Genomic DNA, 23,062 nt, shown 5'->3' with positions numbered 1-23,062 from the left:
TAGCGGGTTATTTTTCTTTTTTTAAGTATTCCCTGCTCTTACCAATAAGGTAATCGGTAAGTTCAAATTCTTTCTTAGGGTCGAGCATCCAGTCGGTTTCGCTTCTTTTATCACAAAAGGTGAGAAAAAGTCCGATCTCGTCTTTGGGAATTTTAAGTGTTTCGGTAAAAAAATAATAGGTATATCTTTCTTTTGCATTTTGCGAAAATGTTTTGCCCGATGCAGCCGCATAAATTTCGCCGGCATCTTTACGCTTTTTCTTTTTAAATATTAATTTATAGATCTTACCAAAATCTACCCCTGTTAACTGACTGCCTGTTGCCGCTGTTGGTAATGCTGTATTTATGTTAGCAACAGGTTTGGGGTCGGCACTTTCTATAATCTTGGAGGAGTCAAACCCCGAAGTAAGATTTTTTGTTTTCGATGCTTTACTCGCCTTACTCAGGTCATCACTCAATTCCGCCTTGATTATAAGCTCTTCAAGCATTTTCACATCTACATTCAATCTTATAAGCAGCTTTCTTTGCGAAAAGTGCTCATCTTTCAGTACCAGCTTACCTGTTCGCACTCCTACGCCGGTAAACATAAGCGTATCTGTAGGGCGGGCATAAATAGTAAACTCGCCTTCAGCATCTGTAACAGCGCGAATATTTGATGTAAGGTTTAGCACCGTAAGGTTATCTACCATAAGGGAGTCGGCAACAACCTTCCCGGGTAAAACAGTCCTCGGCTTTTTTTGGGCGATTGCCATTACCGGAAGCAGTAACAACAGAAAGAATAATTTAATCTTCATAAACTTGGTTAGGTGATTGGTTTTGGTATTGGGCGTATTTCTTTTTTAGGTACGCTATAAGGTCGGCCTCATTTTTAGGATCAAGCAGATATCGTTTGGCCTCAGCATTACAAAAATTCAGGAACAATCCCAGTTTTTCCCTGGGTACACCAATAGTTTCTGTAAAAAAAGATTCAGGGTAACTTTCCTGTAAAACTTTAGAAAACAACTTATGCTCTACACGGGGTGGTGGTGGCGCATCTCTTTTACTATACATTTTTGTCGGTTCCGAAGATGATATCAAATTTTTAATAAGACCAAAGATCGCTACAAAATCTACATTACCCATTGGATTTGCAGGCACCAGATTCTTATTTATCTCAGCCGGATCAAAAAGGCCGTTCAGCAGAATCACCTTGGTATTCTTGCTGTCTATGGCAAGGTTTCCTGTAAGTCCGGATACCTGCACTTCATCCAGCATTAAAGCCTTTGTTTCCATGCGTACCACAAAAAGCTCTTCCTTAAAATCCCTTACTGTTACGGTATAGTATAATGGCTTAAAAATTGGCGCTGAAAACTCGAGCACATCGCCTATAGCCGTTTCAATAACAAAACCGCCTTCTTCATTTCCTTCGACACTTGCATTAGATGTTGTGTTCTTAACGATAAGAAAATCAACAGTCAGCTGATCTGAAATAGCACGCCCTTTCAATTGCTGCCTCTCCTGGGCTATTACCAGCACAGGGAGAAGGAAAAACAATATGGCGACTAGTTTATTCATTTGCTATAAGCTGATTGTATTGTATGGCCAGTGTAGCCAATAAAGCTTTTGCATGACCTTCATCTCCTGCCGTAAAAGCAGCGGTTATTGCTTTATTCTCTGCTGCGTAAACCTTAAATCCCTGCACATAATCTGCCGGAACTTTAAGTTGCCCAATCACTTCCTCATTCGTATAAATATCGTTTATCTTTTCAATCGCCGCAATTGTCCTTTCAGTTGCCACCGAGTTTTTAAGCATTCGCGTACGCCCTGTTATAGCATTTATAAAAGGATCTACCGGCATAGACCCGGCAAGCAGCCCTAAGGCAAGCTTCCATAATGGTGTGTTATAACTTGCTGTATATAATTTTTTCTCCTCTTGTGTAAATTTCTTCTGTCCCTTAGGCACAATACCTAATGACTCCGCAGTAACATTCTTATCTATCACCACCTCATCCAGCTGGTATGGTTGGTAATTAACTGACACTTCATAAGGTTGTGTTGCGAATGACTCCGGTTTTAGCAGAAATTCCCGTACCGTTATATCTTTATTGTATACGGCGAGCACGTCGCCGGGTTTTGCCTGTATAGCGAATGCACCGCTATAATCGGTTTTAGCCTCGGTACCGTTTGCTTTATTAATTACAAAAACATTTGCAATGCCCCTGCTTCCCGATAGCACCTTACCCTTAAGCGGTATACGTTCCTGGGAAAAGCCCAAAGCAATGTTTAGCAGCAATAGAAATGTACAGTATACTTTATTCATCATTATTGTTTTGTAAAGTAAGATAGTCCGCGGCAAAATCTGCAAGTAAAAAATTTATCTGGTTCCTGTCTCCCTGCTTCACTATAAGTGCAAAGTCTCCTTTCTCTGCCAGATAATATAAAAAGCCATCTACATGCTCTTTAGGAATAGAATAGTCTTTGGTAATTTCATCTTCGTTATACAAACCCCTCAATGCCTCAATCATCATTTCTTTTTTCTCGGTTACCAAATTGGCCTGTAACATTCGCCAACGTCCGGTCAGGCGGTCTATTAAGACATCCAGGCTTATAAAACCAACACAGCTATAAATTCTGCGTTCTGCTACTGTTAGCTGTAGCTGATCCTTTGGCACAAGGCCGAGAGAAACAGCATCAATCTTTCTATCGATAACCACTTCATCCAACTGATATGGATGATAATTGACAGATACATCGTAAGGCATATTTTTAAACGACTCTGCTGTAAGCATAAACTCACGAATCATGATTTTAGTATTATACACTACGATAGATTCGCCGGGTTTCGCCTGTATAACAAAGTTTCCTGTAGTGTTTGTTTTAGTTTCTGCGCCTGTATTTTTATTAATCACAAATACATCACTTACACCCTGCTTACCGGAAATTACCCTACCCTGCAGCGACTGCGCCGTAGCGCTGCCTGCCACAAATAGAAAAAACAGTAAAAAGCAAAGTAATTTATTTACCATCCTGCTGTAATTTAAGGTATGCTTTGGCCTGTTCCATCATCATGAAATCTACGTATTGCTTATTACCCTGTTTAAGGACGGCAGTAAAATCTTTATTTTCGGCGAGGTAAAACAAAAAGCCGTCAACATGCTCCTTGGGAATGTTATATTGCTGAGAAATCTCTTCGTCATCAAAAGAGGCTCGTATGCTACTTATAACTGTCTCCTGCTTTTCGGTTTCATAGGCTCTTTTCAGCATACGCGTACGCCCCGATATCGCGTTTATTATAGGATCAAGACCAATAACAGTACCCACAGTAAATGCCCCGGCGGTATATAATCTCCTTTCAGCGACGGTACGTTTCTTCTGCCCTTTAGGCACCAGCCCTAACGATTCGGCATTAATATTTCCGTATTTAGTAATAACCACCTCATCAAGTTCGGCTACACTATAGTTTACTGTTATTATGTATGGATTTGCAGCAAGGGCTTCGGCAGTAAGAATAAACTCCCTCACTATTATTTTAGAATTGTAAACAATTATTGCATCTCCCTTTTTGGCTTTAATGCTAAAATAACCAATGGAAGATGTTTTAGATTCCAGGCCCGCGGTTTTGTTTATAATAAAAACACCGGGTACGCCATTGGCTCCCGAAACTACCCTGCCTTCAAGGGTTTGCCTTTCCTGAGCCATAAGAAGCACAGGCAATAGTAGTATAAAAAGGTAAATTAATTTATTTCTCATCCTTTATCAGCTCAAGGTACTTTACCGAAAGGCCGCTTATGAGAAATTTTGCCATAGTTTCATTTTTATCTTTAAGGGCGCGGGCAAAATTTTCATTTTCCACAATGTAGTACACAAAACCCCTAAGGTATTCTCTTGGGATATGGTATTTCTCAACAAGCTCTTCCTCAGTATAAATATAATTAATTTTCTCCATGATCCGCTCTTTTTTAGCAGCCTCATTGGCACCTTTTAGCATTTTAGTACGTCCGGAAAACATGTTTATTACGCCATCTACACCGTCTTTAGAAGTAAAAAGCCTTTTCTCTGTAATTGTAAGCTGTTTTTGGCCTTTTGGCACCAGCCCTAAAGATTCTGAATTAATATGCCTGTAGTCTACAATTATAAGTTCATCAAGAATGCGGGTATATTTTTCTACAGGAACAATCCAAAGTTCAGATTTTACATCTTCTTCGGTAAGTGTAATATTCTTTGCGGCTATCTGCATACCCGAGAATATAATGGTATCATTGGGTTTTACCATCAATGTAAAATAACCGCCCCGCGAAGTCTCCACCGAAAGATCGGCTGTTTTATTGATTACATAAATTCCTTCCAGGTCTTCGGCATCAGACTTTATCTTTCCCTTTAACGGGACACGTTGCTGAGCTGTGAGCAATGATGCTGAAATAACAGAAATAAATAAAAACAGATTCTTCAACAGGGGTATATTTAGGTGACTATTTGTTCGGAAAAGTACAAGTGCACATTACATTCATCAAAAAACATACCATCCCGCACATTAAAATCTTTGTAACTTTACCTCTTCTTATAGTATTTAAACGAATGAAAAAACTAATTATTGCAAGTACTTCTACATTACACGGAGGCGCTTACCTTGACTATTTACTACCAACACTTAAAGAACATTTTGCAGGATACAGCACCTTGCTGTTTGTTCCGTACGCAAGGCCGGGCGGCATAAGCCATGATGACTACACCAAAAGGGTTGCCCAAACATTAGCCCCGCTGGGAATAAACGTTAAAGGACTGCATGAATTTGATAATCCGGCGAAAGCGGTTGCCAATGCCGAAGCTATATTTACCGGTGGCGGCAATACCTTTTTACTGGTAAGGCAGCTTTACGCGAATAACGTAATGAAGGCCATACAACAGGCCGTTAATAACGGAACTCCATATTTGGGAAGCAGCGCAGGAAGCAACATTTGCGGACTAACCATGCAAACCACTAACGATATGCCTATAATCTATCCGCCGAGCTTTGATACGCTTGCATTAGTACCGTTTAACCTTAATCCGCATTACCTTGACCCAATTGAAGGTTCTACCCACATGGGCGAAACACGCGAAATGCGAATTAACGAATTCCACAAAATAAATTCGCAGCCGGTACTCGGGCTTCGCGAAGGAAGCTGGCTGCAAGTGCACGGCGACACTATAACCCTTAAAGGCGATTTGCAGGCGAGGCTCTTCCGCCAGGGAGAGCAACCCGAAGAGATTAATACAGAAAGCGATTTGTCGTGGCTGAAGTAAAAAAACGAAAAGCTCCCATCGTAAAATGGGAGCTTTTAATTGATACCAATAAAAAAGCCCAAACAGTTGTTTGGGCTTTGCAGAGCGGAAGACGAGGCTCGAACTCGCGACAACCAGCTTGGAAGGCTGGAGCTCTACCAACTGAGCTACTTCCGCGTTATTGTGGTGCAAATATACAACCACTTTCCATATTCGCAAACTTTTCAATAAAAAAAATCGAGGTTTTTTCGGCGTTCGCTTTTAATTTATTTATTACTAATTTGTTACCTAATTAAAATTTTTATGTATTCCATTAAACAAATCCCTTCTTCAGCCACTTTTGCCGTTCGCCTGCCTGTTCTTCGTCCCGGAAAACCTGTAGAATCTTGTGTTTTTGATGGTGATGATTTACCCACTACTGTACACTTTGGCATTTTTGAAGACGAAAACCTCATCGGAGTTATATCGGTTTTTAAAGCAAACACCAATTTATTACCTCAAAATAACCAATTCCAGATACGCGGCATGGCAGTATTAGACTCCCATCAGAAAATAGGCCTTGGCGACAGGCTTGTTAAAGCTGCCGAAGACTACATAATATCCCAAAACGCCGATGCTATTTGGTTTAACGCACGCGAAATTGCCGTTGGCTTCTATAAAAAAATGGGATATGAAATTATCGGGACACCATTTACCATAGGCGACATAGGTGTACACCATGTAATGTACAGGCTGTTGTAATTTCAACTCCCAATATTCTTATTTCATTATTTTCCCTAAATAGTGAAATAAGAATAAACCTGAATCACATTATGGCTTAAATACTGTCAACCCAAAGGAAGGAGCCAGAAAATTTTTTTTACCTATATTATAACCATTAGCTTTCTCCGCCCTAAATAATTCCTGGTTATTATTGATCCAGCCTATGGAGCGCTCAGGAAAATTATATTTGTAACAATGAATTGGCTCGAAGGTTTGGAACATTTCCGGTATGAACCCATTATTATCTGCCCTGCCATTCTCATCATAAGATCCCAAACCTTCTAAAGCCACATAAAGCCCTTCAGCAGCCATTTCAATATCTTCTTCTGCTAAATCGATCTCTACAAGCCCTTTTGTGTTTTCTTCCAAAAAATAGACTAAGTCTTTTATATGAATATCATCTCCGGGAGCATCTTCTCCTCTTATGTTTTTTCCCTGTTGTTTATGGTACAAATGAAGTTTATAGGCAGGACGCCCCGTTACCCTTATAACATTAAAAGAAATAGACTTTATAACTACGGGGGTTTTAAATGGGTTTTCTATAAAGACTGCCATCTGGATGAATTTACCAATACCGAGGCTGCTTTTTATTTTTTTTCGTTTGATTTTACTGTAGCCAATATCGACCGTTTGATTTGAATTGATTACTAATTCTTTGAGATTTGTCGGCATATTAGAAGAAACTCCTACACCCTATGCAGTTTGGCCTATGGCATACATACTTAAAAATAAGAGTGTCAAAAAAATATTTTTCATAGGCTCAGGTATTTGAGAGAAGTACAGCTAAAATACATCATTACACTATAATTTGTACGTAATTCAAAAGTTATTCCGCCACAAAAAAGACGAATGGCTTAAGCGATAAGACAACTTTAACCTCTCGTTCACAAAGAATTACATTTTTCGCATTTTTTTGTTTTGTAACTTTAGCACAAGCTAAAATTCAAACATAAATGAAGAAGGCAGCCATCATATTGCTAAGCATCCTATTTCTTTTCCTTTCCTGCAAAAATGCAGCCGGGGGTAAAGAAAAATTGCCCGATGCAGAAGCTGCTTCAACTGCACATTTAAAGAATTCTCCCCATCAGATAGACACATCTTCACTCACCAATGAGCCCGAAGCCATTGCCGATTTTTATCAGGGCAACGGGTTCAAAACTGTCTGGACGGAAGAAGCCGACCGTAAAGCATTGCACCGCGCCATACAGGATGCTAACAATGATGGGCTTACCCCTACAGAGTACAACATTACCGCGCTTCTTGAATTTGAAAACAATAAAAACATTACAGAAGAAGGCTGCGCAGCCTATGACATATTGCTTACAAAATCGTTCCGCAAGCTGGCCACCCATTTACACAAAGGGAAGCTTAAGCCCTATAATGTACATTACGACTGGGCTTTGCCCGGTAAATCTATCAACGCCAATAAACTGCTTACCACTGCCCTTGACAAACATTCTGTAACCGAAACCCTGGATAAGTGCAGGCCCGGCAGTAAAATGTATGCGGGGCTACGAAAAAGCATGAAATTCCTTAACAGCCTTCCTGATGACGATTCATATAACGGATTGCCAAACAATACAAACATTAAACTTAATGATTCTACCGCTATTGTTAGCATTATAAAAGAAAGGCTTGCCTACTGGAAAGATCTTGACACAGCTTATGCCAAAGGCAATGTTTTCGACAGGAATACGCTAAGGGCTGTGAAACGTTTCCAAAAACGACATGGCATTTACCCAGATGGAGTAGTGAGAAGCATTACAGTTAAAGCATTAAACATAAGCCTTGAAAAACGCAAACAGCAAATTGTGGCTAATCTTGAACGCTGGCGCTGGTTTGCAGAAGATTTCGGTCCGAAAGCATTTGTAATAAATATTCCGGAATTTCAGATGGCTGTGGTAGAAAATGGCCATGACACCATTCAAATGTATAAAGTCGTAGTGGGCAAACCTGGAAGAAGAACTCCGGTACTGCATTCTGTTATGAAAAATATTGTACTAAACCCTACATGGACGGTGCCGCCAACTATACTTAAGGAAGATCTTACACCTTCAGCATCCGGTGACAGGAGTTATTTTGCCAATCATAACATGAAAATCTACAGGCATAACGATACCATTGAAACCTCCGCCGAAGACTGGGATCCTGAAAAAGCAAATCACTATCGTTATGTACAGGGACCCGGAAGCGGCAATGCGCTGGGACAGGTAAAATTCAACTTTAAAAATAGCTTTAGCGTATACCTGCACGATACTAATCACAAAGAGTTATTTGGCCGTGGCTACAGGGCACTAAGCTCAGGATGTGTAAGGGTTCAGGATCCGCTTAAGCTAGCTGCCTATGTACTTGACAAGGAAGATGCCGGCTGGGATAAAGAAAAACTTGACGGGACGATTGCACAGGGCGAAACAAAAAACGTGGGCCTTAAAAAAGGAACCCACGTTCATCAGTTATACTGGACCGCCTGGATGGACGAAGGCGGTATTCAGTTTCGAAATGATATTTATAAACTCGATAAGGTACTGTATAAAAAATTACGACAGTAATTTAGACGACGCTACATAGTTTTTTGACGGATGATAAATAAAAAGGCATGATTTGTCTTTTATAAGGCTTATCACCTCTTTAGTAAGTTCAGATGGTAAAGCAGGGCATCCCTGGCTTCTGCCTAGTCTTTTGTGCATTTTAATAAATGATTCGCTTACATAATCGGCAGCATGCATAACAACAGCCCTGTTGCGTGCATTGTTGTTTATGCCATTCTCCAACCCGTCAAGGCGAAGTGAAGCACCATGTTTACCGTTGTAAATTTCTCCTGTAGAATAAAAACCAAGGCTGCTTTTGTTAGAGCTTGATGCATTAGAAAAATCAGTTGCAAACTCGTCGCCGCTGTTTCTTCCGTGCGCTACCAAAGTATTATACAATACAGTGTTAGTAGCCATATCAATTATCCAAAGTCGTTTAGTATTAGACGATTGGCTAAAATCGATAAGGGTAAGAATGTCTTTTTTAATTTTCCCCTGAGCCTTAAGACGCTTAAATCCGTTCATTGCTTTAGAAAAGCATTCGAATTTTGGCATTGAGGCAGAGTGCAATTTGATAGAGTTGTACACATTTTGTGTCTCGGCTACTGCAGAATTCTCAACAGTAGCAAGGGTTCCTTTACTTTCAGTATGTTTTGGTGTTGTTGCAGTAAGCGAAAAGAACAAAAAGAAAACGGACGTAAAAAAGTTGTAAACCATAAGTAAATTCTAGTAGTTGTGTTTTTAATCAGAATGGCTAAAATAAGTTAAAGAAATCTAAACAAAAAATAGCAACACTGTTAAAATCAATTATTTAACATTTATTCATTTGATAGGCCTTTTCCCAAAAGCTGTATCTCATATTCATCGATAATCATTATTATAACGGTTGTCAAAAACATATATTGCGTTGATTATTAAAATTTTATTAAATTTTCTATAAAACACAATACAAACCCGTCGCTACTGTATGTAAAACCGGCTAAATTATAGTAATTTTAGAGCCTCGATTACGGGTTAATATAATCCCAAAATCGTGCCAAAAATTAATAACATCTTGAAAATGAACAAAAAAGTAATTTTAATGATCCTTGACGGATGGGGGAAATCGCCCGATCCTAAAGTATCAGCCATAGACAATGCAAACGTTCCGTTTATCAAAAGCCTATACGAAAACTACGCAAGTGCATCCCTGAGAACAGACGGCTTAAACGTTGGCCTTCCTGAAGGACAAATGGGTAATAGCGAGGTAGGACACATGAACCTTGGCGCAGGACGAATTGTATACCAGGATCTTGTAAAAATAAATCTTGCCGTACAAAACAAAACCCTTGCACAGGAACAACCGCTTGTTGAGGCTTTTAACTATGCAAAACAAAACAACAAAAAAGTACAGTTATTAGGACTTGTTTCTAACGGAGGAGTGCACTCTCATATAGAACACCTTAAAGGACTGGTAGATGCTACGCAGGAAGCCGGTGTAGATAATGTTTTCATCCATGCCTTTACAGACGGACGCGACGTTGACCCAAAATCGGGGGTGTCGTTTATATCCGAACTTGAAAACCACCTGAAAGACAAAAACGCAAAACTTGCATCTGTTATCGGGCGTTACTATGCAATGGATCGTGACAAGCGTTGGGAAAGGGTAAAACTGGCTTACGACCTTTTGGTTAACGGCGAAGGAACACCATCTACCAATGCAGTAGACAGCATACAGGATAGTTACAAAGAAGGCGTTACCGATGAATTCATCAAACCTATAGTAATGACAGGTGCCGACGGTAAACCTCTTGCTACAATACAGGAAGATGATGTTGTTATCTTCTTCAACTTCCGTACCGACCGTGGAAGGCAGCTAACAGAAGTATTGAGCCAGTTTGATATTCATGAGCAAAACATGCACAAGCTGAAACTATACTATGTTACCATGACTAACTACGATGATAACTTCAAAAACATTCATGTAGTTTACGATAAAGACAACCTTACCGAAACGCTTGGCGAAATTGTGTCACGCAATGGTAAAAAACAGATTCGTATTGCCGAAACTGAAAAATACCCGCACGTTACCTTCTTTTTCTCGGGAGGCCGTGAGGAGCCTTTTGAGGGTGAAAAGCGTTTACTTTGCCCATCGCCAAAAGTAGCAACGTATGACCTTCAGCCGGAAATGAGCGCCTTTGACCTTAAAGATGCCCTGGTACCGGAACTTAAAAAAGGAGAGGTAGATTTTGTTTGCCTAAACTTTGCAAACGGAGATATGGTAGGCCATACAGGAGTTTTTGAAGCTGCCATAAAAGCCTGCGAAGCGGTAGACCAATGTGCTAAAGAAGTTATTGAAGCTGCGCTTGAAAATGGCTACACTACAATTGTAATTGCAGACCACGGTAACTGCGAAACCATGATTAACCCGGACGGTTCGCCGAATACGGCACACACCACGAACCCTGTGCCTATTATAATTGTTGACAAAGACATTAAACACGTTAAAGATGGTGTGCTGGGTGATATTGCCCCTACTATTTTAGACATGATGGGCATACCACAGCCGGAAGCAATGACAAGGCATTCGCTTGTATCATAATACAAAACTTTAGTTATATATAGATCCGCTACCTAACCGTAGCGGATTTTTTTTACATAAAAAACCCGCAAAAACACAAAGGACTTTTACGGGTATTCACACTTAAAAAAACTATACTAATCACTACTATATATTATTGAACCTATCAAAATTGACCCTGTCTATAGCTTCCCTATGATCGGGATGCGCAATATTTACCATAGCATTGGCGCGCTGCTTAAGGGTTTTACCATATAAATCGGCAATACCGTATTCTGTTACAACATGCTGCACGTGGGCACGGGTTGTAACAACACCTGCACCTTCTTTTAGAAATGGCACGATTTTGCTTTCGCCTGTTTTGGTAACCGATGGCAATGCTATAATAGCTTTACCACCTTCGCTTAACGATGCCCCTCTGATAAAGTCCATCTGCCCACCAACACCACTATACATTCTTGATCCGATAGAATCGGCACAAACCTGCCCGGTAATATCTACCTCAATAGCCGAATTAATAGCTATCATTTTAGGGTTTCGGCGGATAACAGCCGTATCATTCACAAATGAAGATTCGCGCATTGATATAAACGGATTATCGTTTACAAAGTCATACAACCTTTGCGAACCGATTAAAAACGTAGCCAGTGCCCTGTTTTTGGTCACACCTTTAAACTTGCAATTAATCACGCCGCTTTCAATAAGATCGATAACTCCATCGGAAAACATTTCTGTATGCAGTCCCAGGTTTTTATGGTTGGTCAGTTTTGCAAGGGCAGCATTCGGTATAGACCCGATACCCATTTGCAAAGTGCTTTCGTCTTCAATAAGCGAAGCTACAAAACCCCCTATCAATTCTTCCTGTTCGGATATTGGCGCTATGCCATGCCCGTACATTGGTGCATCTACCTCAACAAGGTAATCTATAGAAGAGATCTTAATTACGCTATCGCCAAAGGTTCTTGGCATCTGTGGGTTTACCTGTGCAATAACAACCTTTGCATTTTCTATAGCTGCTTTTGTTGCTTCAACCGAAATTCCCAATGAGCAATACCCATGATGATCCGGTGGCGAAACGTGAATAAAAACTACATCCAGCGGCAATATATTTTTACGGAACAGCCGTGGTATCTCACTTAAAAACACCGGAGTATACGACCCGTTACCCGCCGATAATGTATGCCTTACATTTTTACCGATAAAAAATGAGTTGACATGAAAGCTGTCTTTTAGTTTTGGGTCGGCATACGCTGCCTCTCCCTCTGTATGCATATGGCAAACTTCTACATCGCGAAGTTCTGATGCCCTTTCTGCAAGTGCTTTGGTTAGCACGGTTGGTGTTGCACCGGCTGCCTGCACATATATCCTGTTTCCTGACTGTACTACTTTTACGGCTTCTGCCGCGGTTACATATTTACTCATACCTAATAAGTTTTACGCAAAATTAAATGTCTTTAAAGTTACAAAACATGATATATCTCATGTTACGCAGGCAGTTAAAATAATCCGGCGGAAAGTTGTACTTTTGCCCTGGAAAAATTTTAGACTATGATTATCCCAAAAACGAGAGAAGAAATTGAATTGATGCGCCAAAGTGCACTTATAGTTTCTAAGACACTAGGCATGATTGCCTCCGAAATAAAACCGGGTGTTACTACACTTCACCTGGACAAACTAGCTGAAGAGTTCATCCGCGACAACGGTGCTGTTCCCGGTTTTCTTGGCCTTTACGGCTGCCCGTCTACCCTGCTTACCAGTGTAAACGACCAGATTGTTCACGGTCTGCCTACTAACCGCCCCATTGAAGAAGGCGACATAGTATCTGTAGATTGTGGTGCTATTATGAACGAATATTATGGCGACCATGCCTATACTTTTGAGATAGGCGATGTAGCTCCGGAAACTAAAAAACTGCTTAAGGTTACCAAAGAATCATTATATGTAGGAATCCGTGAATTTAAAGCCGGAAACCGTGTTGAAGATGTTGGCAACGCAATACAACGATATACCGAAGCTGAAGGTTATGGCGTAGTACGTGAGCTTGTTGGCCACGGACTTGGTAAAAAAATGCATGAAGGCCCTGAAATGCCTAACTACGGTAAACGAGGACGCGGAAAACTGTTTGTTGAAGGACTTGTAGTTGCTATTGAGCCAATGATAAACATGGGTACCAAAAACATTAAACAGCTTAAAGACGGCTGGACAATTGTAACCCGCGATGGTAAACCAAGCGCCCACTTTGAGCATAATGTTGCTTTAGTGGATGGCAAACCGGAACTGCTTTCAACTTTCGCTTATGTTTATAAAGCATTAGGTATTGAGAGTAATGAAGAGGAGGAATTTAGAAAAGTGCCGTTTACAGTTTAAGACAGGTTACACGAAGAGACACAAAGGATACACAAAGATTCACAAAGACTTATGGATGCAAATAAGCTATCAAATATAGTTATTGGATTAGCCATAGAAGTTCACAGAACCCTCGGCCCAGGTCTTTTGGAATCTTCGTATTGTGAATGTTTGTCTTATGAAATTAGAAACAGTGGACTATACGTAGAAAGTCAAAAAGCACTACCTATAATCTATAAAGACATTAAACTTGAACACGGCTACAGAATTGACTTGCTCGTCGAAAACAAACTAGTACTGGAGCTAAAAACTGTTGAATGTTTTACAGATGTGCACTATGCACAAATACTAACTTATCTTAAATTAGGAAATTATCCTTTAGGATTATTAATCAATTTTCATACTAAAACACTCAAAGAAGGCATTAAACGTTTTATAAATCAAAAAACTGCAAATCATTATTAATAAATCTTTGCGAAACTTTGCGCCTTCTTTGTGAATCTTTGCGAAATAGCCCATGAAGAAACTTTTTAAGTTTATACTTAACACCATTCCCCGCCCGCTGCTTATAAGGCTTAGCTATGTAGCACGCCCCGTTTTGGCTTTTGCCTTAAAAGGGGATACTTACACTGACCCTATAGATGGCAGAAGTTTTAAAAACTTCCTGCCGTATGGTTATGGACACCAGCGTAATAATGTATTGGCTCCGGGAACGCTTTCCCTGGAAAGGCACCGCTTATTGTGGCTGTACTTAAACAGGGAAACCGACTTTTTTACGTCACAGAAAAAGGTATTGCATTTTGCACCCGAACAGGCTTTTTACAAACGTTTCCGTAACCAGAAAAACCTGGATTACACAACTACCGATCTTTATTCTCCCCTGGCAGATGTTAAGGCTGATATTTGTAACCTGCCGTTTGAAGACAATGCTTACGACCTGATACTGTGTAACCACGTACTGGAACACATACCGGACGATACAAAAGCGATGCAGGAATTATATCGCGTACTTAAGCCCGGCGGCATGGGAATTTTTCAGATTCCGCAGGACCTGAGCCGTGAAACTACTTTTGAAGATAACAGCATTACCGATCCAAAAGAGCGCGCACGCATTTTTGGACAGTATGACCACGTAAGGGTTTACGGTCGTGACTACTTTGATAAACTAAGAAGCATCGGCTTTAGGGTTGTAGAAGAAGACTACACTAAAAAACTGAATGAGGCCGATGTTGAACGTTTTTGCCTTGCTAAAGGAGAGATTATTCCGGTTTGTTATAAAGATTAATTCAGGTATGAATTATCTTTATAACAACTAAATACCTATGACAATTTTGGCGTGCTTATTGTTAACTTCATTTAGGATATAATATATATTCCTATATTTACGTTCACTAACAAAACCAGAAACAAAATGACGGGTGCAATTAAAAGGTTTATTGCCTTATCGCTTTTTTTACTTCTTCCGATAACATTTCTAGGGCAGGTTCAGCAGGAAGTTGCACCGCCTTACAATATAAAAACAGCTTCATTTACAAAAAATGGAGAAAATGTATATCCTTTCTTTAGGCTGGGCGATAATTTCACTTTTGTTTTTGACGACCTTTTTGGCAACGAAGCCAACTATTATTACACCCTTCAACATTGCAATTACGACTGGACACCGTCATCCCAGTTAACAATAAACGATTACATACAGGGGTTTGACAACCAAAGGATACAAACGTATGATAACTCGTTTAATACCCTGCAGATCTATTCGCGATATACATTGCCATTCCCTAATAACTTTACTACACTTTTACTTAGTGGTAACTATATATTAAAAATTCTTAATGACGACCGCGAAGTGGTATTCAGCAGGAGATTTGTATTATATCAGGAACAGGTAGCAGTACCGCTTCAGGTAAAAAGAGCCAGGGACATGGCTGTAATACAGGAAAAACACAATCTTGAATTTTCAATAAGAAGTGCCTCTATACAGTTCCAAAGCCCGTTGCAAAATGTAAAGGTTGCCCTTTTTCAGAACGGACGCTTTGACACCGCCATTTACAATATAAAACCCCAGTATACTACCGGCAACGACCTTATTTACCGTTACGATAAAGAAACCCAGTTCTGGGCGGGCAACGAATTTTTATACTTTGAGAACAAAGACATTCGTAATGCTGTAAACAACGTTATGCGCATTACAGCAGGCGAGATTTACAACACGATACTTTACCCAGGCGAAGCACGAAATGCAAAAGGCTATACGTTTTATCCCGATGTTAATGGTAACTTCAGGGTGAATAATATCAACCTTAGTGTTACCAACCCAATGCTGGAGTCTGACTATACATGGGTATTTTTCAGCATGATCGCTCCAACCTTTTACGAAAAGAAAGACGTTTATGTAGGCGGAATGTTTAACAACTACGCCAAAACGCCCGAATATAAAATGGACTATAACGAGAAGACTGCTACCTACGAAAAAGCAATCATGGTAAAACAAGGCTTTACCAACTATCAGTATATCGTAGCCGATAAAAACGGCAAGGTAGACGGCAAGAATGCTATAGACGGCAACTATTACCAGACAGAAAATGATTACACTGTATTGGTGTATTACAGAGAAAATGGCGAGCGTTATGACAGGGTGATAGGCATAGGAAGCGCAAATTCAGAAAACATTATCAACTAAAATTCAATTAGTTAAATATTTTTTAGAGATAATTTAATATTTTAAACTTAGCCCATACCACAAATAATTTGTATTTTTGAGGCTGATTGAGAACCGTTAAACCAGGTTTTACTATGGTAACACAGATAACAAGAGGCATAAAAATATCGGTATCTACTAATTTTGAAGGCACCTACTTTAAAAATTACAGGATACAATTTGCTTTTAGCTATGAGATAACCATAGAGAACCAAAGCAAAGACTCTGTACAGCTAAACACCCGCCACTGGGAAATTTTCGATTCGTTAAACGATATCGAAATTGTAGATGGTGAAGGCGTTATAGGCCAGAAGCCTGTACTTAAGCCGGGCGAAAAGCACACGTATAGTTCAGGCTGTCTTTTAGCGTCGCCTTTTGGTGCTATGAGAGGTTATTTTAACATGATCAATTTTACTTCAACCCGTACATTCAGGGTTATAGTGCCTACTTTCAGGCTAAGTGCACCATTTGCTATAAATTAATATATAATCAGTATTTTATCCTTTTTCCTGTATTTTTTACAAATACGGGATAGATAATTTATTGTACCTTTGCAATACTTTAATTTAATCCTTTAAAAAATACTTTTTATTATGCCAAAAGGAATTTATAATGTACCTAAAGCGATTAACGAACCCGTTAAATCTTATGCTCCCGGATCTACAGAAAGAGAGCAGGTACTAGCCGCTTTTAAAGAATTGTATAGCACAACTACAGACGTGCCATTATACATAGGAAGCGAAGAAATACGTACAGGAAAAACAAGAACTATAAACCCTCCTTTCGACCACAAAAAAGTGGTAGGGAATTTTCATGAAGCAGAGAAAGAGCATGTAGAAAAAGCCATTGCTGCCGCTCTTGCCGCTAAGAAAAAATGGGCTTCACTATCATGGGAACACAGAGCTTCGATATTCCTTAAAGCTGCCGATCTTTTAGCAGGGCCATACCGTGCTAAAATTAATGCTGCCACTATGGTAGGACAGGCAAAAACAGTACACCAGGCAGAAATTGATGCTGCCTGCGAATTCATTGACTTTTTACGTTACAATGTAGAGTTTATGACTCAGGTATATGCAGAACAGCCGGTATCTTCAGAAGGTATATGGAACAGGCTGGAGCACCGCCCGCTTGAAGGTTTTATATATGCCATTACTCCGTTTAACTTTACTGCAATTGCCGGTAACCTTCCTGCTGCTCCTGCCCTAATGGGTAACGTTGTGGTTTGGAAACCAAGTGCTACGCAAATGCTAAGTGCTAATGTTATTATGGAAGTATTTAAACTTGCAGGATTACCCGATGGTGTTATCAACATGATCAACGGTAGTGCAGTCATGATTACCGATACTATTATTGCGAGCCGTGATTTTGCAGGTGTTCACTTTACAGGATCTACAGGTGTATTTAACGACATTTGGAGTAACATTGGTAAAAACATAAGCAAATACAAAACATACCCAAGAATAGTAGGCGAAACAGGTGGTAAAGATTTCGTTCTTGCTCACCCTTCATCTATTCCTGCACAGGTAGCAACAGCCCTTTCAAGAGGTGCTTTTGAATACCAGGGGCAAAAATGTTCGGCTGCTTCAAGAGCTTACATCCCTCAGTCCATATGGGGTGACGTAAAAGAGCATCTTGCAAAAGACCTTGCGTCTTTCAAAATGGGTTCTCCTGAAGATACTACAAACTTTGTATCAGCAGTTATTACAGAAGGTTCTTTTGACAAACTTGCAGCTGCTATAGATGCTGCTAAAGCGTCTAACGAAGCAGAAGTTGTTATTGGTGGTACTTATGATAAATCTGTGGGATGGTTTATAGAGCCTACGGTTATTGTAACTACAAACCCTAAATACGACACTATGGTTACAGAGCTTTTTGGCCCTGTACTTACAATATATGTTTACGAAGACGCTAAATGGACAGAAACTCTTCAGCTTGTAGACGAGACTTCTCCGTACGCATTAACAGGGGCTATTTTTAGCCAGAACCGTTACGCTATCGAAGAGGCAACTAAAGCACTTGAAAACGCTGCGGGTAACTTCTACATTAACGACAAGCCAACAGGTGCCGTTGTAGGACAGCAGCCATTTGGTGGTGCGAGAGCATCGGGTACTAATGACAAAGCAGGTTCTATACTAAACTTACTACGTTGGGTATCGCCAAGAACAATCAAAGAAACGTTTGTTCCGCCAACAGATTACAGATATCCTTTCTTAGGATAGTCATCATACAAAAAACGCTCCCATTGGGAGCGTTTTTTTATTAAGATACATAAGAGCATTGTATTTATAGAATATGCCGCCTTTCAGGGCACATCACGGCTTATATTTTAACGGAAGGTGAACCACTTTTTTCGTCTCAAAAAATTCATCTTCAAAATAACCGGCAAGATCATAAAGCGTTGCTTTAGGAAAATCCTGAAGCTCTTCGGTAAGGTCGCCGCCTTTCAAATACAAAATACCATTTTTTAATTCGTGGTTTTGTTTCTTCTTGATCTTCTCTTTTACCCACCCCACAAAATCGGGCATATTGGTAACAGCACGGCTTACGATAAAATCGAAGTCACCCTTTACGTTTTCTGCGCGAATCTGTTCTGCCTTAACATTGGTCAATCCAAGGCCTGCTGCCACTTCCTGAACAACCTTAATTTTTTTGGCGATAACATCTATCAAATAAAATTTAGTTTCCGGGAAAAGTATTGCTAACGGTATACCGGGGAAACCTCCGCCTGTGCCAACATCCAAAACCCAAGATCCGGGCTTAAACTCCATTACTTTAGCTATACCCAGCGAATGCAGCACGTGCCTGGTATATAGCTCATCAATATCTTTACGTGAAATAACGTTTATTTTGGCATTCCATTCCTTGTATAAACCTTCCAGTTTGGTAAATTGTTCAACCTGCTCTTCTGTAAGGTTAGGAAAATGCTTAAGTATCTCCTGCATCTTTTAAATTTTAAGCAAAAGTAATCATTCCATTATGAAATTTTGCATCATTTTTTGCGTTTACATATTCATTAATAACTACCTTTGAAACCTAAGACTATAAACCTGTTATGCATTTAAACCCACCCGTTTTTTCTAAAAACGACTCTATAAAATTCTTCCGTACGCTTAATAAGCGTGTTAATGATTATTTCAAAGAAAATAACATTAAAAAAACCGGGAACTGGAAACTTCACCTTAAGGCAGTCATTATGTTTTCGCTGCTGCTTACACCATACTTTGTAATACTTGCATTAGATATGCCTTTGTGGGCACAGTTGCTGCTATCTGTAGTTATGGGTATTGGCATGGCAGGTATCGGTATGAACGTAATGCACGATGGTAACCACGGATCGTATTCTGACAAATCATGGCTTAATAAATTTATGGGCGGAAGCCTTTACCTTTTAGCAGGAAACGTAAATAACTGGCAGGTACAGCACAATGTGCTTCACCATACGTATACCAACATTCATGGTCATGATGAAGACCTTGATGCCGGACGTATTATCCGTTTCACTAAAGATGCAGAGTGGATGAAAGTTCACAAATTTCAGCACTACTACTCTATTTTCCTTTACGGGTTACTAACCTTTAACTGGGCTATCACTACAGATATCAAACAGATGAGGCGTTATATTAAAAGAGGGCTTTCTTACGGAAAATTCCAAAGCCCTGTTAAGCAATGGACAGTTCTTGTAATTACTAAACTTATCTATGTCATGGTTTGGATAGTTACCCCAATGCTTTTAGGCATTACCTGGTGGAAAGTACTTGTAGGCTTTTTTGTAATGCATTATGTTGCCGGGCTTATATTAAGCGTTGTTTTCCAGCTGGCACACGTGGTTGAAGAAACTGCAAACCCTATACCTGATGAAAACGGCGAAATGGAAAACACTTGGGCTATTCACCAACTGTACACTACAGCTAACTTTGCGCCTAAAAACAAAATAATAAACTGGTTTACCGGTGGCCTAAACCACCAGATAGAACACCATATATTCCCTAACATCAGTCACATTCACTATGGCAAAATTGCCGAGATAGTAAAACAGACAGCCCACGAGCATAACCTGCCCTACCATGAGTTCAAAACCATGCGCGGCGCTGTTGTTGCTCACTTTAAACACCTAAAAGAACTGGGAATGAAACCTGCACTGAATTAATTAACAAAGAACATAAATCCAAAAACATTCTACTTGATGAATCCGCTTTCAGACAGAATTAACAATCTTTCTACATCGCAAACCCTTGCCATGGCTGCTAAAGCCAGAGAACTTAAAGCACAGGGTAAAGACATCATCAGCCTTAGCCTTGGCGAGCCTGATTTTAATACACCCGACTTTATTAAAGAGGCTGCAATAAAAGCCATACACGAAAACTACAGCACTTACAGCCCGGTTGACGGTTATGCTGAACTTAAAGACGCTATCGTTCGTAAGTTTAAACGTGATAACGACCTTGATTATAAACCTGCTAACATTGTAGTTTCTACAGGTGCAAAACAGTCGCTTTATAATGTGTGCCAGGTAATGCTTAATCCTGGTGATGAGTGTATACTTCCTGCTCCATACTGGGTAAGCTACGCAGAAATGGTTAAGATGGCTGAAGCTACTCCTGTAGAAGTTCCTACATCTGTAGAGAGTGATTTTAAAATTACGCCGGAACAACTGGAAGCTGCTATTACACCAAAAACTAAACTTATGATGTTTAGTTCGCCATGTAACCCAAGCGGATCTGTTTACAGCCGCGAAGAACTTACTGCACTGGCTAAAGTATTAGAAAAATACCCTAACATATATGTGGTTTCTGATGAGATCTATGAGCACATCAATTTCTCAGGAACATTCTGCAGCATCGGTACAATTCCGGGCATGTTTGATAAAACAATTACCGTAAATGGTGTAGCAAAAGCATTTGCTATGACAGGATGGAGAATCGGTTACATAGGTGCTCCTGAATTTATCGCTAAGGCATGTACAAAAATGCAGGGACAGGTAACAAGCGGTGCTAACAGTATTGCTCAGCGCGCTACTATTACTGCTGTAGATGCAGACCCAAGCGTTCTTAAAGACATGGTTGCAGCGTTCCATAGCCGCAGGGACCTTGTGGTAGGATTACTTAAAGAAATTCCGGGTGTTAAGATCAACGTTCCGGAAGGTGCATTTTATGTTTTCCCTGATGTATCGTCTTTCTTTGGTAAAACACTTAACGGTGTTGAAATTAAAAACGCCGATGATCTGTCTATGTACCTTTTAGAGTATGCTAACGTAGCTACTGTAACAGGCGATGCTTTCGGAAACCCTGACTGTATCCGTTTCTCTTACGCAACCAGCGAAGAAATACTAACGGAAGCACTACGAAGAATAAAAGAAGCCCTGGCGGCTTAAAAAAATATAAGGCCCCAAGGAAACTTGGGGCTTTTTTTTGCCCTTTCCTGAATGAGACCCCATCCTAACTTTCTCAAAAGGAGAGGGATCCAGTACGGAAACAACCTGAAAAGACCGAAATGACAATTGAGTGATACTCACTCCCCTCCTCTGTAGACGGGCTGTAGGGAAAGCCGATCTACAAAAACTTTTGTATTTTTACCACGACAAAAAACCAATAAACACTAAACTACTACTTCACAAATGCAAAAAAAGATATTACTATTAGGATCGGGAGAACTTGGTAAAGAATTTGTTATCGCCGCACAGCGCATAGGCCAGACCGTTATTGCGGTTGACAGCTACGAAGGTGCACCTGCAATGCAGGTTGCCGATGGCTTTGAAGTCATTAATATGCTGGATGGCGATGCACTTGACGCTATCGTTGCCAAACACAACCCGGATTTTATAGTTCCCGAAATAGAGGCGATACGTACCGAACGTTTTTACGATTACGAAAAACAAGGCATTAATGTAGTGCCATCGGCTAAGGCTGCCAACTTTACCATGAACCGTAAAGCAATACGCGACCTGGCTGCAAAAGATCTTGGATTGCGTACAGCTAACTACCGTTATGCAACATCCGGCGAAGAATTGGCTAAGGCTGTTACCGAAGTAGGTATGCCATGTGTAGTTAAACCACTGATGTCATCATCAGGAAAAGGTCAGTCAACAATTAAAACACAAGAAGATATTGAAAAAGCATGGAAATATGCTGTTGAAGGCTCGCGTGGTGACGTAGTTGAAGTTATCGTTGAAGCGTTTGTAAACTTCAATTCAGAAATTACATTGCTAACTGTAACGCAAAACAATAACCCGACCCTATTTTGTTCGCCAATAGGCCACAGGCAGGAACGTGGTGATTACCAAGAAAGCTGGCAGCCTGCTACTGTAACTGATGCCGCTATTGCCGAAGCACAGGATATGGCACGCAAAGTAACCGAGGCACTTGGTGGTGCCGGCATTTTTGGAGTGGAATTTTTCCTTACGGATGAAGGCGTATATTTCTCTGAACTATCTCCGCGCCCTCATGACACAGGTATGGTTACCCTTGCAGGAACACAAAACTTTAATGAATTTGAATTGCACCTTCGTGCGATACTAAGCCTGCCTATTGCTGAGATCACTTTAGAGAAAGCCGGGGCAAGTGCCGTTATACTGGCATCTGAAAACAGCGACAATCCTTCCTTTAAAGGTATCGAGGCTATTGCTGCGCTTCCTAAAACCGACTTCAGGCTGTTTGGCAAACCAACATCGCGTCCGTACCGCCGTATGGGTGTAGCACTGGTTAGCGATACCATAGACACTCCTGTGGAAGGCATTGTTGAAAAAGCAAAGGCTGCCGCTGCTTTAGTTAAAGTTCACGCTTAAATTAGTCGATACTTCTGTCATTCTGAACGGATGATAGCGGAGCGAAGAATATCAAAAATAAAAAATCCCGATTACTAAACGTAATCGGGATTTTCATTTTATACGCACAAGGTATACGAGACCTTGTTGGAAACTAAATAACAGGCT

Annotated in this window: 23 protein-coding genes and 1 tRNA gene; 13 read left to right on the top strand and 11 right to left on the bottom strand. The window is 40.3% G+C overall.

Annotated features, from left to right (window positions below):
• Positions 1-7 precede the first annotated feature (7 nt).
• From ALW18_12675 to ALW18_12650, 6 genes are read right to left on the bottom strand one after another with little or no spacing between them, the layout of a single operon-like run.
• The gene (locus tag ALW18_12675) at positions 8-793 is read right to left on the bottom strand and encodes a hypothetical protein (GenBank protein AOE53300.1); all 786 of its coding nucleotides are present in this window, start codon (positions 791-793) and stop codon (positions 8-10) included.
• Positions 783-1,553, bottom strand: a complete 771-nt coding sequence (locus tag ALW18_12670; protein AOE53299.1) for a hypothetical protein — start codon at positions 1,551-1,553, stop codon at positions 783-785. Before ALW18_12670 ends, ALW18_12675 begins: the two co-directional genes overlap by 11 nt.
• Entirely contained in the window at positions 1,546-2,298 is a 753-nt protein-coding gene (locus ALW18_12665; GenBank protein ID AOE53298.1) for a hypothetical protein, read from the bottom strand. The genes ALW18_12670 and ALW18_12665 overlap by 8 nt, the downstream gene beginning before the upstream one ends.
• Entirely contained in the window at positions 2,291-3,004 is a 714-nt protein-coding gene (locus tag ALW18_12660) for a hypothetical protein (protein ID AOE53297.1), read from the bottom strand. Before ALW18_12660 ends, ALW18_12665 begins: the two co-directional genes overlap by 8 nt.
• Positions 2,994-3,728: a hypothetical protein gene (locus ALW18_12655; protein ID AOE53296.1), complete on the bottom strand. Its 735-nt coding sequence runs from the start codon at positions 3,726-3,728 to the stop codon at positions 2,994-2,996. Before ALW18_12655 ends, ALW18_12660 begins: the two co-directional genes overlap by 11 nt.
• Positions 3,718-4,428, bottom strand: a complete 711-nt coding sequence (locus ALW18_12650; GenBank protein AOE53295.1) for a hypothetical protein — start codon at positions 4,426-4,428, stop codon at positions 3,718-3,720. Before ALW18_12650 ends, ALW18_12655 begins: the two co-directional genes overlap by 11 nt.
• Positions 4,429-4,553: 125 nt before the next feature.
• Here ALW18_12650 and ALW18_12645 point away from each other — a divergent pair, with 125 nt between their 5' ends.
• Positions 4,554-5,261 (top strand): (alpha)-aspartyl dipeptidase, encoded by a 708-nt coding sequence (locus tag ALW18_12645; GenBank protein AOE53294.1) that lies wholly within the window; start codon positions 4,554-4,556, stop codon positions 5,259-5,261.
• Positions 5,262-5,344: 83 nt separating this feature from the next.
• On the opposite strand, the gene ALW18_12640 is transcribed toward ALW18_12645, so the two are convergent.
• Positions 5,345-5,417 (bottom strand) — tRNA-Gly (locus ALW18_12640).
• 126 nt (positions 5,418-5,543) lie between these two features.
• Between ALW18_12640 and ALW18_12635 the strand changes: the two genes are divergently transcribed.
• Complete coding sequence (locus tag ALW18_12635) at positions 5,544-5,981, top strand: acetyltransferase (protein ID AOE53293.1); 438 nt, start codon at positions 5,544-5,546, stop codon at positions 5,979-5,981.
• 69 nt (positions 5,982-6,050) lie between these two features.
• On the opposite strand, the gene ALW18_12630 is transcribed toward ALW18_12635, so the two are convergent.
• Positions 6,051-6,674 carry a hypothetical protein gene (locus ALW18_12630; protein ID AOE53292.1) on the bottom strand — a complete coding sequence of 208 codons (624 nt, stop codon included), beginning with the start codon at positions 6,672-6,674 and terminating at the stop codon, positions 6,051-6,053.
• Between the two features lie 281 nt (positions 6,675-6,955).
• Here ALW18_12630 and ALW18_12625 point away from each other — a divergent pair, with 281 nt between their 5' ends.
• Positions 6,956-8,551, top strand: coding sequence for a hypothetical protein (locus ALW18_12625; protein ID AOE53291.1), 1,596 nt, complete (start codon positions 6,956-6,958; stop codon positions 8,549-8,551).
• Here the strand turns inward: ALW18_12625 and ALW18_12620 are convergent.
• Positions 8,540-9,247, bottom strand: coding sequence for a hypothetical protein (locus ALW18_12620; GenBank protein AOE53290.1), 708 nt, complete (start codon positions 9,245-9,247; stop codon positions 8,540-8,542). The two genes, ALW18_12625 and ALW18_12620, sit on opposite strands and share 12 nt — an antisense overlap.
• Positions 9,248-9,590: 343 nt before the next feature.
• Between ALW18_12620 and ALW18_12615 the strand changes: the two genes are divergently transcribed.
• On the top strand, positions 9,591-11,111 hold the full coding sequence (locus tag ALW18_12615) for a phosphoglyceromutase (protein AOE53289.1): 1,521 nt from the start codon (positions 9,591-9,593) through the stop codon (positions 11,109-11,111).
• 126 nt (positions 11,112-11,237) lie between these two features.
• Here ALW18_12615 and ALW18_12610 read toward each other — a convergent pair whose 3' ends face one another.
• On the bottom strand, positions 11,238-12,512 hold the full coding sequence (locus tag ALW18_12610) for a 4-hydroxybutyrate CoA-transferase (GenBank protein AOE53288.1): 1,275 nt from the start codon (positions 12,510-12,512) through the stop codon (positions 11,238-11,240).
• A 126-nt stretch (positions 12,513-12,638) separates the two neighbouring features.
• On the opposite strand from ALW18_12610, the gene ALW18_12605 reads away from it, so the two are divergent.
• The 6 genes from ALW18_12605 to ALW18_12580 all read left to right on the top strand — a co-directional run bounded on the left by ALW18_12605 (position 12,639) and on the right by ALW18_12580 (position 18,353).
• Complete coding sequence (locus tag ALW18_12605) at positions 12,639-13,457, top strand: methionine aminopeptidase (GenBank protein AOE53287.1); 819 nt, start codon at positions 12,639-12,641, stop codon at positions 13,455-13,457.
• A 51-nt stretch (positions 13,458-13,508) separates the two neighbouring features.
• A complete protein-coding gene (locus ALW18_12600; protein AOE53286.1) occupies positions 13,509-13,901 on the top strand; it encodes a GxxExxY protein in 393 nt (130 codons plus the stop codon).
• A 52-nt stretch (positions 13,902-13,953) separates the two neighbouring features.
• Complete coding sequence (locus ALW18_12595) at positions 13,954-14,721, top strand: SAM-dependent methyltransferase (GenBank protein ID AOE53285.1); 768 nt, start codon at positions 13,954-13,956, stop codon at positions 14,719-14,721.
• Positions 14,722-14,859: 138 nt separating this feature from the next.
• Entirely contained in the window at positions 14,860-16,116 is a 1,257-nt protein-coding gene (locus tag ALW18_12590; GenBank protein ID AOE54406.1) for a hypothetical protein, read from the top strand.
• A gap of 113 nt (positions 16,117-16,229) precedes the next feature.
• Positions 16,230-16,616, top strand: a complete 387-nt coding sequence (locus ALW18_12585) for a cobalt transporter (protein AOE53284.1) — start codon at positions 16,230-16,232, stop codon at positions 16,614-16,616.
• A 111-nt stretch (positions 16,617-16,727) separates the two neighbouring features.
• Positions 16,728-18,353: a 1-pyrroline-5-carboxylate dehydrogenase gene (locus tag ALW18_12580; GenBank protein ID AOE53283.1), complete on the top strand. Its 1,626-nt coding sequence runs from the start codon at positions 16,728-16,730 to the stop codon at positions 18,351-18,353.
• A 93-nt stretch (positions 18,354-18,446) separates the two neighbouring features.
• Here ALW18_12580 and ALW18_12575 read toward each other — a convergent pair whose 3' ends face one another.
• Positions 18,447-19,076 (bottom strand): 16S rRNA methyltransferase, encoded by a 630-nt coding sequence (locus tag ALW18_12575; GenBank protein ID AOE53282.1) that lies wholly within the window; start codon positions 19,074-19,076, stop codon positions 18,447-18,449.
• A gap of 110 nt (positions 19,077-19,186) precedes the next feature.
• On the opposite strand from ALW18_12575, the gene ALW18_12570 reads away from it, so the two are divergent.
• The 3 genes from ALW18_12570 (at position 19,187) to purT (ending at position 22,915) form a co-directional block, all read left to right on the top strand.
• On the top strand, positions 19,187-20,281 hold the full coding sequence (locus ALW18_12570) for a fatty acid desaturase (GenBank protein ID AOE53281.1): 1,095 nt from the start codon (positions 19,187-19,189) through the stop codon (positions 20,279-20,281).
• 33 nt (positions 20,282-20,314) lie between these two features.
• Complete coding sequence (locus ALW18_12565; GenBank protein ID AOE53280.1) at positions 20,315-21,505, top strand: aspartate aminotransferase; 1,191 nt, start codon at positions 20,315-20,317, stop codon at positions 21,503-21,505.
• A gap of 243 nt (positions 21,506-21,748) precedes the next feature.
• Complete coding sequence (gene purT, locus ALW18_12560; protein AOE53279.1) at positions 21,749-22,915, top strand: phosphoribosylglycinamide formyltransferase; 1,167 nt, start codon at positions 21,749-21,751, stop codon at positions 22,913-22,915.
• Positions 22,916-23,062: the final 147 nt, after the last annotated feature.

This window comes from Flavobacterium psychrophilum, assembly GCA_001708385.1.
GTDB classification, from domain to species: domain Bacteria; phylum Bacteroidota; class Bacteroidia; order Flavobacteriales; family Flavobacteriaceae; genus Flavobacterium; species Flavobacterium psychrophilum_A.
The sequence above is the reverse complement of the archived record's forward strand: the minus strand, read 5'-3'. Positions and strand labels throughout refer to the sequence as shown.

Coding starts and splice junctions, on each gene's coding strand:
- ALW18_12585 (AOE53284.1), top strand. CDS start 16,230: ATGGTAACACAGATAACAAGAGGCATAAAAATATCGGTATCTACTAAT.
- ALW18_12600 (AOE53286.1), top strand. CDS start 13,509: ATGGATGCAAATAAGCTATCAAATATAGTTATTGGATTAGCCATAGAA.
- ALW18_12635 (AOE53293.1), top strand. CDS start 5,544: ATGTATTCCATTAAACAAATCCCTTCTTCAGCCACTTTTGCCGTTCGC.
- ALW18_12580 (AOE53283.1), top strand. CDS start 16,728: ATGCCAAAAGGAATTTATAATGTACCTAAAGCGATTAACGAACCCGTT.
- purT (AOE53279.1), top strand. CDS start 21,749: ATGCAAAAAAAGATATTACTATTAGGATCGGGAGAACTTGGTAAAGAA.
- ALW18_12665 (AOE53298.1), bottom strand. CDS start 2,298: ATGAATAAAGTATACTGTACATTTCTATTGCTGCTAAACATTGCTTTG.
- ALW18_12660 (AOE53297.1), bottom strand. CDS start 3,004: ATGGTAAATAAATTACTTTGCTTTTTACTGTTTTTTCTATTTGTGGCA.
- ALW18_12655 (AOE53296.1), bottom strand. CDS start 3,728: ATGAGAAATAAATTAATTTACCTTTTTATACTACTATTGCCTGTGCTT.
- ALW18_12610 (AOE53288.1), bottom strand. CDS start 12,512: ATGAGTAAATATGTAACCGCGGCAGAAGCCGTAAAAGTAGTACAGTCA.
- ALW18_12570 (AOE53281.1), top strand. CDS start 19,187: ATGCATTTAAACCCACCCGTTTTTTCTAAAAACGACTCTATAAAATTC.
- ALW18_12675 (AOE53300.1), bottom strand. CDS start 793: ATGAAGATTAAATTATTCTTTCTGTTGTTACTGCTTCCGGTAATGGCA.
- ALW18_12670 (AOE53299.1), bottom strand. CDS start 1,553: ATGAATAAACTAGTCGCCATATTGTTTTTCCTTCTCCCTGTGCTGGTA.
- ALW18_12605 (AOE53287.1), top strand. CDS start 12,639: ATGATTATCCCAAAAACGAGAGAAGAAATTGAATTGATGCGCCAAAGT.
- ALW18_12575 (AOE53282.1), bottom strand. CDS start 19,076: ATGCAGGAGATACTTAAGCATTTTCCTAACCTTACAGAAGAGCAGGTT.
- ALW18_12620 (AOE53290.1), bottom strand. CDS start 9,247: ATGGTTTACAACTTTTTTACGTCCGTTTTCTTTTTGTTCTTTTCGCTT.
- ALW18_12625 (AOE53291.1), top strand. CDS start 6,956: ATGAAGAAGGCAGCCATCATATTGCTAAGCATCCTATTTCTTTTCCTT.
- ALW18_12645 (AOE53294.1), top strand. CDS start 4,554: ATGAAAAAACTAATTATTGCAAGTACTTCTACATTACACGGAGGCGCT.
- ALW18_12595 (AOE53285.1), top strand. CDS start 13,954: ATGAAGAAACTTTTTAAGTTTATACTTAACACCATTCCCCGCCCGCTG.
- ALW18_12630 (AOE53292.1), bottom strand. CDS start 6,674: ATGCCGACAAATCTCAAAGAATTAGTAATCAATTCAAATCAAACGGTC.
- ALW18_12615 (AOE53289.1), top strand. CDS start 9,591: ATGAACAAAAAAGTAATTTTAATGATCCTTGACGGATGGGGGAAATCG.